The following is an 11,833-nucleotide window of genomic DNA, read 5'->3' as shown; positions in this document are numbered from 1 at the left end:
AAACCCGCTACCCCGGCACCAGCCTGATCCTCAAATACGCAATCAAAACCAAGCCGCCGGCTCTCATCAATTAAATCGTGATATCAGGAGCCCTGAGACTCAACAGCCGATAGCCCTCTTCGGCTTGCGGCGCATGACTTCCACACCTGCCTGATAGTCGGCTGCGTCCATTTCTGTTTGCTCAATGACGCTGCCCTCAATACGTTCCACGGTTCCGAAGATCTTTTCCGCATTTATGAAGGCGGAATGCCCCGTCATGGGGCAGACTTACGTGGTGAAAAAATTTGCGCACGCTGTTGTTGAAATCTGGGCAAAACGGACAGGTCTTGAACAAATTCTGTTGCTGGTCTCCGTCTTCCTGCTCTGCTCCATAGTCGTCTTGTTGGTCATGCTGAGGCGTGATTCTGCACCTATGGCAACTGAGTGGGGTCCTGTTGCGTCCTGGGCGGGTGTGGTTGTGACGTTCTTGGGTTTTGTCGGTGCGATTGCGGCATTGAAGGTTCAAAGGGCTGCAGTCGATGTCACCGTGGAGCAGCACAACACCGCCAAGGAGGCCAAGGCTATAGCTGAGGGCGTCGAGGCGGAGAAGGCCGCGCTCGAGGCACAAAGAATAAAAGAACAGGCTGTAAGCGCTGTTCATCTCAAGGTTTTTATGAGCCGCCCGATCAAACCTAGCGAGGCCATTTACGACGATCAGAGAGAGCTTTTAGTTGGATGCACCCTCAGAATCCTTAGGGGCGGACGATACAAGCATGTGAAGCTCACTCTCCCAGAAGTGCCGAAAGGGTTCAGAGTCGTTGAGGCCCCACCAGCCAATCTCGGCGACCTCACGGTCGGGATAAGCGGTGTAGATGCCAAATGGCACCTTCGTGGGGAAAATTGGCCTTACGGCCCCGAGTCACAGGCGAAAAAATGGTTGTCTGATCGGATCTTTGTCACGTTCACTGATTCATCCGGCATCAACTGGAAGCTCTATGGGAACGGGGAATTCGCTGAAATTTCTGAGAATGTCGGTGCTAGTTCTCCAAACTAGCTTTAGGGGTTTGCGGTTCGTCCCAGTTCCAAGGAAGTGGGACACTCCCCCACTGAGACACTGACGGTCGTGAAACATGTAGGGATTCCGCGTAACTTGCGTGTACCAATAGTTATGCCGAAAGTGCCGGCACGTACGTGCGTGCGGAACGAGCTTTTGGACCGATCGATTCCCTCCCGCAGTGCCTGCTCGACAGGCCCTTGGCGTCCGGCTTGGAGTTGTAGCGTCTTGTATCCCATGTGTTGTGAGACGCTTTAGTTGTGAGACACCGAGTTTCGGCTGAAAGATGACGCAGGCTGGTAACGGCGGACCGTTCATTCCTCGTTGGCGACGATAGGGGAATTTTGCCGGATAAATGCTGAATACCCAGGGACCTGAGCTCGTGAAGGAAGCATGGCCTCATGCCAGTGGCCATGTAGCAAAGTTTCAAGTCTTCTGGCATATTCTTCAAGCTCACAGGATATCTTCTGAATTTGTTCCATTTTGAATAAAATTTGTTGTCCGTCGTCTTTTCTGTAGAACCTTGAAAGTAAAACAACGGGCATAGCGTAATCCCATGTTGAACCGTGAATAAAGTTGTCACGGTGATCCTTTAGCTTGCGTTCTTCGGACCACTGAAGATGTGTTGCCAGATTTCGTCGTACCTGATCTTTCCACGAGAAAGCGTCGTTTTTTCGACTTTCCTTCATCAGGATCTTGTGGAGATCTGACCAAGTCTTGTCCACCAGACTAAATTGGCGTGTCCGGTTCTCCTGCAATGCGAGCACGAGCCTTTTCATGGCTGCTTCGATATGGCCGCTTGCTACAGTAATGCGGCCAATGACGTAGTACAGCTCCTTGCGCAATTCGATGTCTGCGGCATTGGATCCGCCTATTCTTCCGACGATCACGTTGCTGATGTGCATCTCGTCTGCCTCCGCTGAGACGCTCAGTTCGAATTCGAATGGCTCGATCCCATCCAAGGTAAATGCCGTCGTGTAGGTGAATGAGTGCCCGGGCCGGGGCCATTCCTGCTGGTCCCCTATGGACTGTTCGTTCGTCATGATGGACATTCTTCCGCGGTATTGATCTAGGCCATGACGCCACCCCGAGCTAGGAGGTGATTCACTAAGTGCCGGGTGCGCAGAAAGCAGGGTTCAATGGGTATGGGTTTCGAGGCACTTGCGTTATGGGACAGTCCAACGCCATTTTTGCTCCAGCCGAGCGGCATGTGGCTAGACGGTAAGACTTTGCTTTTCAAATACGCAGGACAGACTCACAGCGGCCTGATCCACCGGCTACAGCTGCCGGTAAGTGGAGCCATCTTCAGGACATTCTTACTGGACTCACCCAGGTCAACATGCTCTTCAACGCTGTCAACTGTGGAGGAGGGATTCTAGTCCGGAGTTCGTATGGACTCAGCATGTGAAGTCACTGCCAGTCCGACTTGTGTATATTCGCATGATGCTAACAAAAGTTTCCGAAACAGACGCTCAACCTTTAGAGCTACTTCACGAGCAGTTGAAGGAATCTAGCGCAACCTGCGAATGGACTACTTCAGAGGATGGCAAGAGACAGCTGCGATTCTCCATACTCCGAGGCCGGGATGAAAAAGTCTGGAAACGTGCTACGGCAGCTACTGCTCACAATTTTCTTGAAATCAATGTGCAATCCAAACGATTCTTAGGCAATTACGATGCGCTCTACGACAAGCAGACGGGGCTCATTGAGGCCTGCCTCGAAAATAGCAGACTGAGGGGAATGGCGATCTCTGAAATCCCAGGAGCTGAGGTGCAAGATCCCGAGGGTGGTTGGCACCCCATTGCGCTAGACGCCCCGCTCGCCCTCTCTGACGCAGAATCGGAAACAGAAACAAGCCCCGACTTAGAGAGCGCGACCGCAGATCCTGCGAACGCCCGGCCTCCGAGCTACCGAATTCGAGTCACGGACCCGCGCGGTCGATGGAGTCTCGAGGTGAGCCCAGCAACAGAAGCTCTACAGATATTATCCTCCCGAAGTTTCTTTATTAGAGAGCGAGATGGGCGAAGTGCGAGCAATTCCCTGAAGATTGAGGGCCTGCAGCCGGCAACCCACCTCGAGGCCCTGAAAGTACTCGACGAACTAGGGGCATCTTTTCTATTCGACCTGCAGTTGAAGTACGCGTACGGGGCAAATCTAGCTCTCTTTAGAAGCCCCCCGACTTACGCGCGGACTTCACAAGCACCCGCATTGATCCCTCTATCGCCTCCCCGATACTCGTACTCACTAGAAGCTTTGTCGTTGTACCGCTACGCCACCTCAGCGAACGGTATGAATCTCTTGGCGTTCCTGGCCTACTATCAGGTGCTGGAGTTCTTCTTTGCTCGATACTCCGAGTCGGAAGCAATCAGGAAAGCACGAACTACCTTAAGAAATCCTCTGTTCAATATCGAGGACGATGGGGAATTGGGCCGCCTTTTAATTCTGGGCGGAGGCGTCAAAGGCAGATCGGAACGAGAACAATTAAAGGCAACGCTTCGATCCTGTCTGGAAGTAGATGAGATAAAAGACTTTGTAATGAATCATCCCCAACGCGCTGGGCACCTCAAAAATAGGAAAAAGATTGAAGACGTGTCAACCATTAATGTCGAAAATCGAGCGTCTGATCTTATCGATCAGGTAGCTGATCGCATCTATGACATTAGGTGTCGGGTGGTTCATGCAAAGGATGGGGGTGGCCACGATGCAAAGCTGCTTATGCCCTATTCTCCTGAGGCCAATGAGTTGAGCCACGACGTTGATCTAGTTAGGTTCTGCGCACAACGCGCGCTGATCGCAAGTGCAGGTCCAATACAGCACTAATATGTCCACCGCATGAACTCATGCAGACGGCCGCCCTGCCGCAGCAACCTCCGAGCGATGAGAGCGGCAGAGTGACAGCGTCCCGGCAATCAACTTTTTCGACCACTGATCTAGCCTGCTAGCCATTGCGGTGTTTCTCAATGACCCGGCTCTTCACGAACGAAAGGTTGAGCACGTCGAGGTCTTCCGGCCGGGATCCCGAGCCGATGCGTCCTTAAGTCGGTCATTCATTTAAGCATGCGTTGACGAGTCCGGAAATTTGCGAAACCGCATGTTTCCACAGAAAACACATTTCCGTATGATCTGCTCGACTCAATGCCCCATTAACATGCCACCAACTGCGGCACCCCTAACGTCGCGTAACCCTAGGGATACAAGACAGTTGATCGAGACACTTTAAGATCCGGGAGTCGCGGAACGAATGTTCGGAGCTTGGCTACAAGGCCTCTGATACGCAATTTTCTACGACAAATAACAGCATCATCCAAAGATGCGGGCATATTGACCAGATGCGCGATCTCATCAATTGAAGGTTATTTCTCAATGAGTGACATGTGCGCTGACTGGCTACAGGCTTTAATCGCTGCGTCGCTGCATCGCTCTTTCGCTGAATGTCTATGCCGTCGTGGATGATGTAGTCATGGAGGGAAAGTCACCGTTGACGCAGCCATGTGATTATGTCCGTTAGGTTGTCGAACTCTTGGGAGTAACCCCTAACCTCTTACCCTTACACGTCCTGATCCACAGTAGTTCATTCGAGAAAGCAAGGAACCCACCGCATGGCTCTTTTCAGCAGGAAACCCAAAGAACTCGACGCAACCTTCCCGCAGTTGACGCTGCAGCAGGGCGTGAAGATGCGTCAGGTCTGTGCCGACGTCCTCACCAGCATGGGGTACGGCGTCGAGATAGCCGCGGATCACGTTCTTCTCTCAGACGGGCGCATATACGGGCTTGAAACCGTGGCCCGGACACTGCCCGACGCCCCCGAGCGGGAATGGAAGCCCATGCTCGAGGACTACTTCGCACGGATGACCGCCAAACCGGCCGGATCCATCATCGATGCGATGCCCATTGAAGCGCTACTTGCTGGGACTAGGGCCAAGATCATCGACCCGGGCATGATTTCTCAAGAACAGGCCGAGCTGCACTATAACTACGCCCAATGGGTAGGCGGGCTCCCGCTTTTGATGGCCTACGACGGGGACGAAACCGTCAACTACCTCAGGGATGAGCACGTTCAGCGGGCCGGGGAGGACCGTGCCTGGGATGGGGCCCGAGCCAACCTTCTCGCCGAAGGAACTAGCACGCCCCAGCAGGCCACCGACGGCGACGGTGGCTCGTTCCTGGGCATCATGTCCGAATCCGAGTTCCAGGCCACTTGGCTGGCCTTCCCCGCCGAACTCCTTGAAAAACTTGAGCTCACCGCAGGGCCCCTAGGTGTCTGCATCACGGTCCCCGCCGCAACAGCCTTGAACCTGCACATCATCAACGATGACACCGGGATCGCGGATTTGCTGTTCATGGCCAAGGTGACAGGAGCCCAACACGACGGTATGCCCCACCCGCTCAGCCCGCACGTGTACTGGTGGAACGGTGGTCAGATCCAGCCCATCACCGGCATCGTGGACGGCGAACTCGCCATGATGCTCCCCGACGAACTCGAACACCTCGCAACTAGATAGAAACGACCTTGCCCGGCATCGGCGACCACGGAGCCGCTGCGTGTAGTCGCGGGCGCATGAGGCAGAGCAGGGGTCGTTATTGAACGCTTTCATGTCGAGCACGCAGAAGGACCCCACAGCAAGGGAAGATTCTGACATTCTGGTCCGCCGACCACACGCTGACGTCTTCACAATCTCAAGGGCACCAACCTAGCGCTCTATCAATTCTTGGCACACTAGATAGAAGGTGCATAGCCGCGCAGTGGCTGAAACAGCTGTTCACAGGCTTCTCTGGGTTCACAGGCTGTTCTTCATGTATCAGGTTCCAAGAATCCAGTCTCCTTGGGTAGCAAGACCGCAGTCCCCGCCGGCAGTGTAGTGGTAGCCGGTGCCATTGCGGCGGCCGTGATGCTGGGAGGCTTGCGGGAGCCACCCTTCCCCATACCCTCCCGGCCTAAAACCCCGGTGAAGGTACGACACATTACCCCTCTCGTATCCCATGGGATACGAGGCACTTAGGTTACGAGACAGTCGAGGGCAGTTTTTGCTAAGACGGCTTGACAACGCCGAGGAGTGGGACACAGAAATGCCCCGGACCTTGATTGGTTCGGGGCATTTCTGCGTCCTGGTGAGGGCACGGTGACGGGTTGCTGTGTGCCGCTTCACTGGATGATGACCCAAAGGTCAACGAAAGATTGGAAGCGGCTAAACTTGAGGAAAAATTCTATGATCAAGAAATTTTATCGATATTCTGACCTAGAGTAGTGCCATGAATATACAATGGATGCGCGAAGATGACGTATTTGAATATCCTGATCCCGCCACCTATAGAGTGCGTATTTGGACTCCTCCGGTGATAGAAAATTACTCATGGGCTGTTGATGAGTATGAGGTGACTGACGTGCAAGATGTGAGGGACGCATTGTCTTGGGCTGAAAATGAAGCTGCCGGTAGGCCAATGGAGTTTTTTGTTAAATGGTTTGAAACTCAAATAACTTCAAAATTCGAATTCATTTCTACTCCCCAAATGACAAAACTTTTTGGATTAGCGCCCAAAGAAGACTAATAGTCTCAAGAAATAGATGACAACCCTAACCTGCAATTCTCGATGCAGGTCCGCAGGCTACACCCATCCAAGGAGTGTAAAGGTTACCGGCTTTTGGGGTGCTGGTTGAATATCGTTTAACCACATAGTCAACTCTTGTGCGAAAAGTTCCCGGTCCTGCACTGCATGAGGACGCTGCAGTCGACTTAAATCCAAATGAGTTTAAATAATCCAATGCAGGCCTTGTCCATGAAGCACCATTGTATTTCTCTAGGGTTACTTTCAAGTAGAGGTTAGATGCACGTGTTGGGCAGCTGATTGTTCCTACCCCATCAATAGTTCCGTTGTAATGAACCGAAGGATGAGGGTTGTTCGAGTGAACTGTGCAGCCATCAACGCGTATGTCAACTGCTTGTGCCGGTGCAGCAATTGCTAGACCCGCGCCAACAAAGATAATGCTCAAAATCGCCGCTAGAAATGGACGTTTTTTACTAATTATATTCCCCAGATATTTTTCTCAAAGAGCAGTTATTGTCGAATAATAGTATCGTCCACGAACCGGGGGAAGTTGTCAATAGAAGGCGGTGTCATACCCAGGGCTTCTGCAAAGTCGTTTAGCTGGTAGTTAGGCCGGCGAGTTTGAGGGCGCGGTCAGGATAGTTGCGGGCACCGCGGGTGGCTTTGGCAAGGTTTGTTTCGCCTTCGAGCCTCAATATCGTGATGGCGATGTTCCTCAGGGACGCCATGACACGGGGAGCGTTGCCCCGCCGGACCTGGCTGGAGTCTTCTCGCCAAGTCACGTCCCGGCGCCAGTGGAGGCCGTTTTCAATTCCCCAGTGGCCGCGGATCAGGGACCCGATGAGTTCCGGTTTCCCTGCTGCCGGCGCCAGCGAGGTGACGATGTGGACCGTCTCGGTCGACCACTTCCGGGTTCCGAGCGGCCGGGACTTGCGGGTGATCTGTGCGGCCTGTGCGGCATGGGGGAACTTGATCCCGGCAGCAACGCTGACACATTTGACGGTCCGCGCGATCTCGCGGCCATTGGCGGTTTCGTGGGTCTTGTGCCCGGCCCTGACCTGCTTCCACGGCAAGGTGCACAACTGGTCGTGAAGTTTGGGCTGGTTCGCTTTCACGGTAAGGACATAGTGCGCTTTTCGGGAGTGCAGGTACTGGGCATGCTCCCGCTGGGTATGCAACGCATCGGCAGATATCACGACACCCTCAAGGTCCTTGAGGGTCTGCCCAAGTTTTAGTTGACAGTTTGGGCTGATATTTCGGTGACCGGTTGAGTGGTCTTGTTTATTGTCTCAAACTCTATTGGCGTTAGCTTGCCGAGTCGTCGTTGCCGGCGTCGGCGGTGATAGGTTTTCTCGATCCAGACCACAATGGCCAAGCGTAGTTCTGCCCGGGTTTCCCACCGTTTTTGGTTCAGCACGTTCTTTTGAAGCAGCGAGTAGAAACTTTCCATCGCGGCATTATCTGCACATGCCCCGACCCGTCCCATGGAGCCCTGCAGGCCAGCTGAGCTGATCAGACGGACGTACTTCTTGGATCGGAATTGAGAGCCCCTGTCGCTGTGTATCAACGTTCCTTGCGGGTTCCGTTGACTGATCGCCGCAGCCAGTGCGTCAACAGCCAGAGCAGCCTTCATTCGGGAATCGATGGAGTAGCCGACAATCCGGTTGGAGTAAACGTCCTTGACCGCGCAGAGGTAGAGCTTGCCCTCGCCGGTGTGGTGCTCGGTGATATCGGTCAGCCACAACCGGTTCGGTGCTGTGGCGGTGAAGACCCGTTGGACGTGATCGTCATGAACGGGAGGGCCAGCTTTCTTCCCTGTACCTCGCCGGCGGTGGATGACAGAAAGGATCCTATTCTCCCTGCACAACCGCCCCACACGGGTCTCAGAGGCCACGAGTCCTTGTTCGTGGACGAGTTCGTCATGGATCATCCTGTACCCGAACGTCGGTTCCTCGGCATGGATATCCAAGGCGGCGTTGACTAGGTGTGCTTCTTCCCAGTCCCGGTCACTGACAGGGTTCGCACACCATTGGTAGAAGGCTTGGCGGGAGAATCCCAAGACCCGGCAGGTCACCGCGACAGGAACCCGTACAGGGGCCTGGGGAGCGGCTAGTTCAAGGACCAGCGGGTACATCATTTTGGGTTGACGTCCTTAGGAAAGATAAGCCACCGCTCGGCGCATCACCTCCGCTTCCTGCTCAAGGAGACGGATCCGTTTCTTCGCTTCTCGAAGCTCGGTGGATTCTTCCTTCGTGACCCCGGGGACCACCCCGTCTTGGACATCGGCGATCTTCAACCACCGATGCAAAGCGGCAGGGGAAATACCGAAGTCTTTCGCGATCTGGACAATAGTAGATTCGCCCTTACGGGCCACCGCGACTTTCGTCACGGCGGAACTCTTCGCCGAAAAGCTTTAGGCATGTTGAACATCCTTTCACTTGCAAGCCAAAACTCACAAGTCAGATGTCAACTAAACTTTGATCAGACCCGTCCAGATCGATCAAGCCGCCGTTGTCTCTCACCTTCTCGAAGGGGTCGAACTCACCCCCAGCGATGCAGCGGCAATAAAGGGTACCAGGGACTCCGCGACTCTTCTTGCCAAGCTCAATGAGCTCGAGGCTCCCACTCAGGCCGCAACGGCAGTCATTGCAAAAGTGAACTCTTGGCGCGATGGGCGATCATCACTACGTGCGATTGACATCCTTTCACCGAGAAGACCGAAGTTCGTCTACTTTGACGACTACGATTCGATGCCCGGGCTGGTATCTATCCCCGACCTCGTGAAGAAGAGAGACGATGAAGAACTCACACGCAGTGAGCAAGCAGTGGTTTCACTTTTAGCCGCCGCGGGTGCTGACCTCGAAGATTTCTTAGAACCGGAGAGCCACGAGCACTTAGTTCGGGACTCCGAAAATGCTTCCAACGCCATCTCGGAAGAGGTTTTCGAGTACTGGTCTCAAAACAAGCAGTTGGCCGTCAAAATTCGGCTGATGGATAAACCCGATACGGGTGCAGTTCCTCCGCTCAACAAAGCGCCTCTTCTGCAGATCCGAGGTTGGGAACAAGAAGCACAGTGTGACTGTACCTTTTGATGAACGATCGCGCGGCTTTGTATGGTTCTTTTCATTCCTCGCGTACTTTTCTCACATCGAACATGAATCCAATCAGCCCTTGATCCTGCTCCTCGATGAACCAGGCATCAATCCGCATGCCTGGGCGCAGAGTGATCTTCTACGGTTCATCGACGAACGCCTAGCTCCGAAGCACCAAGTAATCTTCTCTACGCACTCCCCGTTCATGATCGATCCCCACGTTCTTCATCGAGTACGAACAGTCATTGATGCTGACGACAAGGGAACTCTTGTCTCGTCAGAAGTTATGGACGCGGATGCGGAGACTTCATTCCCTCTACACGCGGCAATGGGTGTCGACCTGTCCAAGACACTCTTCGTATCACCCGACACCCTAGTCGTCGAAGGCCCTTCCGATCTCATGTACCTGGAGATTTTGTCGCAGACCCTGATCGCAGCTGGTAGAGAAGGACTAAACGAACGGTGGTCAATCGCACCAGTCGGTGGCATCGCAAAGCTTCCCGCATTTGTCAGTCTCCTTGGTGCAAACAAACTCAACATCGCAGTATTGGCAGACGCAGGGTTCGAGGACGCTGAATCAATCAGGAAGCTAGAGGCTGCGGGAAAACTCGCTGACGCGGGAATTATTCTCATCAGCGAAGTGGTAGGGCGCGAGGAAGCAGACGTCGAGGATCTATTTGATCCGGTGTTTTACATAAAGCTCGTAAACGGTGCGTACAAGTCACACCTAAACGGGCAGGACATCAAAGTTGGCGACCTGCCGAAAGGGGATCGCATCACTAAGCGTGTCGAGGCTGTCATGAAGGAGCGCGGAATAAACAAAGGGCGCTTGAACCATTACACCCCAGCGAAGTACTTACTGCAGAAGCAGGGCACGTTGAAAATTTCTCCGGCCACACTAGATCGTGCTGAACAACTTCTAATGAAGATCAACACTTTCTTGTCATCGTGACTGCCTAGTCGAACCCTAATCCGGCATATGCCCGAGGAATATTAACACAGTCCATCTAGTGGTTGTTCCACAAGTGCCCATTTCCACACAGGGGTGAGGCCCTTTGGGCCAACACCGGTTCCTCTCAAAACGCCTGGTCGTTCAATCAGCAGGCGCGGGAAAGGATACCGACTGAATTCAGCGTCCAAATTAGCAATGGGCTGCTGCGGGTCGAGCGGCAGCAGACCCATGACTTAACTGCAACACCCTTAATGTCTTATATCTCTAGCTATATGAGACGTCTCGCTGGGTTTCTGGTGGGTTCAGTGGCTTTGCCCCGATTTCCACCACATCACGTGTAGCGGCCGTAGCCGGCGATTCTCGCAACTATGCCTCATAACCTGCCGCTTGAATCGGTGTATTCATCGTTAGTTATAAGACACCGCGGAACGGTCCAAACCGCGGGTTGCCCGAACGCACTAACGCCCCTCCAACTCTGCCCCAAACACAGCGGGCTCTGGCCGCAAAAGCCAGGTCTCGCCGTCGTACGTGAAAAGCTTTTAGGGCACTGCCAGGTGAGTCAGTTCCCTACCCGTTTAGGCGATTTCCTTTTTTCGCTCGGCCCGCAGGAACGCCAAGTTGGCCACCAGGGTGAGGCCAAAGGCGAGAAGTAGTGCAGTCACCATTGCCAGAATCATGCCTACTGTGTTGGTGGAAATGAAGGGTGCCACGATCGCCAGCAGATAGGCGGATGCTTCGGCTCCTGTCAGACCCACCCCGGCTCCACCGGCCATGGCCAGGGCAGCCAGAGCCCGACCAGAAGGGGGCTGTACGTCAGTGCTGCTTCAATGCCAATCTCGACGGCATCGCCCGCAGCACTTGTGACCGGTCCCAGCGCGTAAAAGACCAGCAAACCAGGGATGACGCCCGCGAAAGCGCCCGTGACAATGTTCGCCGTTGTGGCAGGGAACTTGTGTGAGAGGGTCCACCTGATCAAGTACACCGCCAGTAGACCGGAGATTTTCCATGCAGCCACCGCAGCCATCGCTCTAGGCAGGCCCGCAATCAGAACATCAAAAACCTTGCTCAGGAACTCCGCTCCCGGGATCTTGCTGATGGCAAGCACCAGAGCCAATTGGGCACTCCTATCATTCTGCATTGTCCTAGCCCTCGGCCCGGATAACCGTAAAACCGCTCGCCAAAAGATGATTGGAACAATCAAAGGTGCCCGTC

11 protein-coding genes and 1 pseudogene are annotated in these 11,833 nt (G+C 54.0%); 6 read left to right on the top strand and 6 right to left on the bottom strand.

Going from position 1 to position 11,833, the window contains the following annotated elements:
- Window positions 1-99: 99 nt before the first annotated feature.
- Window positions 100-258 carry a hypothetical protein gene (locus ABIB48_RS16395; protein ID WP_170120904.1) on the bottom strand — a complete coding sequence of 53 codons (159 nt, stop codon included), beginning with the start codon at window positions 256-258 and terminating at the stop codon, window positions 100-102.
- Here ABIB48_RS16395 and ABIB48_RS16390 point away from each other — a divergent pair.
- Window positions 257-1,033 (top strand): hypothetical protein, encoded by a 777-nt coding sequence (locus ABIB48_RS16390; RefSeq protein WP_110105369.1) that lies wholly within the window; start codon window positions 257-259, stop codon window positions 1,031-1,033. The genes ABIB48_RS16395 and ABIB48_RS16390 overlap by 2 nt on opposite strands.
- Window positions 1,034-1,347: 314 nt before the next feature.
- Here the strand turns inward: ABIB48_RS16390 and ABIB48_RS16385 are convergent, their stop codons facing one another.
- A complete protein-coding gene (locus tag ABIB48_RS16385) occupies window positions 1,348-2,076 on the bottom strand; it encodes a hypothetical protein (protein ID WP_354213642.1) in 729 nt (242 codons plus the stop codon).
- 910 nt (window positions 2,077-2,986) lie between these two features.
- Between ABIB48_RS16385 and ABIB48_RS16380 the strand changes: the two genes are divergently transcribed.
- The 3 genes from ABIB48_RS16380 (at window position 2,987) to ABIB48_RS16370 (ending at window position 6,580) form a co-directional block, all read left to right on the top strand.
- Window positions 2,987-3,853 (top strand): hypothetical protein, encoded by an 867-nt coding sequence (locus ABIB48_RS16380; protein WP_354213641.1) that lies wholly within the window; start codon window positions 2,987-2,989, stop codon window positions 3,851-3,853.
- A 779-nt stretch (window positions 3,854-4,632) separates the two neighbouring features.
- Window positions 4,633-5,535, top strand: a complete 903-nt coding sequence (locus ABIB48_RS16375) for a hypothetical protein (protein WP_354213640.1) — start codon at window positions 4,633-4,635, stop codon at window positions 5,533-5,535.
- A gap of 748 nt (window positions 5,536-6,283) precedes the next feature.
- A complete protein-coding gene (locus tag ABIB48_RS16370) occupies window positions 6,284-6,580 on the top strand; it encodes a hypothetical protein (protein WP_354213639.1) in 297 nt (98 codons plus the stop codon).
- 593 nt (window positions 6,581-7,173) lie between these two features.
- On the opposite strand, the gene ABIB48_RS16365 is transcribed toward ABIB48_RS16370, so the two are convergent.
- Together ABIB48_RS16365 and ABIB48_RS16360 are read right to left on the bottom strand one after the other, a co-directional pair.
- Window positions 7,174-7,830, bottom strand: a complete 657-nt coding sequence (locus ABIB48_RS16365) for an ISAs1 family transposase (RefSeq protein ID WP_110105926.1) — start codon at window positions 7,828-7,830, stop codon at window positions 7,174-7,176.
- Window positions 7,809-9,015 (bottom strand): annotated as a pseudogene (locus tag ABIB48_RS16360) (IS3 family transposase). Before ABIB48_RS16360 ends, ABIB48_RS16365 begins: the two are co-directional and overlap by 22 nt.
- Window positions 9,016-9,054: 39 nt before the next feature.
- Between ABIB48_RS16360 and ABIB48_RS16355 the strand changes: the two are divergent.
- Together ABIB48_RS16355 and ABIB48_RS16350 are read left to right on the top strand one after the other, a co-directional pair.
- Window positions 9,055-9,669 carry a hypothetical protein gene (locus ABIB48_RS16355; protein ID WP_354213638.1) on the top strand — a complete coding sequence of 205 codons (615 nt, stop codon included), beginning with the start codon at window positions 9,055-9,057 and terminating at the stop codon, window positions 9,667-9,669.
- Entirely contained in the window at window positions 9,653-10,621 is a 969-nt protein-coding gene (locus ABIB48_RS16350) for an ATP-dependent nuclease (RefSeq protein WP_354213637.1), read from the top strand. Before ABIB48_RS16355 ends, ABIB48_RS16350 begins: the two co-directional genes overlap by 17 nt.
- 575 nt (window positions 10,622-11,196) lie before the next feature.
- Here ABIB48_RS16350 and ABIB48_RS16345 read toward each other — a convergent pair.
- Complete coding sequence (locus ABIB48_RS16345) at window positions 11,197-11,376, bottom strand: hypothetical protein (RefSeq protein ID WP_110105922.1); 180 nt, start codon at window positions 11,374-11,376, stop codon at window positions 11,197-11,199.
- Window positions 11,367-11,735, bottom strand: a complete 369-nt coding sequence (locus ABIB48_RS16340) for a hypothetical protein (protein WP_110105921.1) — start codon at window positions 11,733-11,735, stop codon at window positions 11,367-11,369. Before ABIB48_RS16340 ends, ABIB48_RS16345 begins: the two co-directional genes overlap by 10 nt.
- Window positions 11,736-11,833 lie beyond the last annotated feature (98 nt).

The sequence above is a fragment of the Arthrobacter sp. UYCu511 genome, from assembly GCF_040547105.1.
GTDB classification, from domain to species: domain Bacteria; phylum Actinomycetota; class Actinomycetes; order Actinomycetales; family Micrococcaceae; genus Specibacter; species Specibacter psychrochitiniphilus.
The sequence above is the reverse complement of the archived record's forward strand: the minus strand, read 5'-3'. Positions and strand labels throughout refer to the sequence as shown.

Coding starts and splice junctions, on each gene's coding strand:
- ABIB48_RS16395 (WP_170120904.1), bottom strand. CDS start 258: ATGACGGGGCATTCCGCCTTCATAAATGCGGAAAAGATCTTCGGAACC.
- ABIB48_RS16385 (WP_354213642.1), bottom strand. CDS start 2,076: ATGACGAACGAACAGTCCATAGGGGACCAGCAGGAATGGCCCCGGCCC.
- ABIB48_RS16390 (WP_110105369.1), top strand. CDS start 257: ATGGGGCAGACTTACGTGGTGAAAAAATTTGCGCACGCTGTTGTTGAA.
- ABIB48_RS16370 (WP_354213639.1), top strand. CDS start 6,284: ATGAATATACAATGGATGCGCGAAGATGACGTATTTGAATATCCTGAT.
- ABIB48_RS16375 (WP_354213640.1), top strand. CDS start 4,633: ATGGCTCTTTTCAGCAGGAAACCCAAAGAACTCGACGCAACCTTCCCG.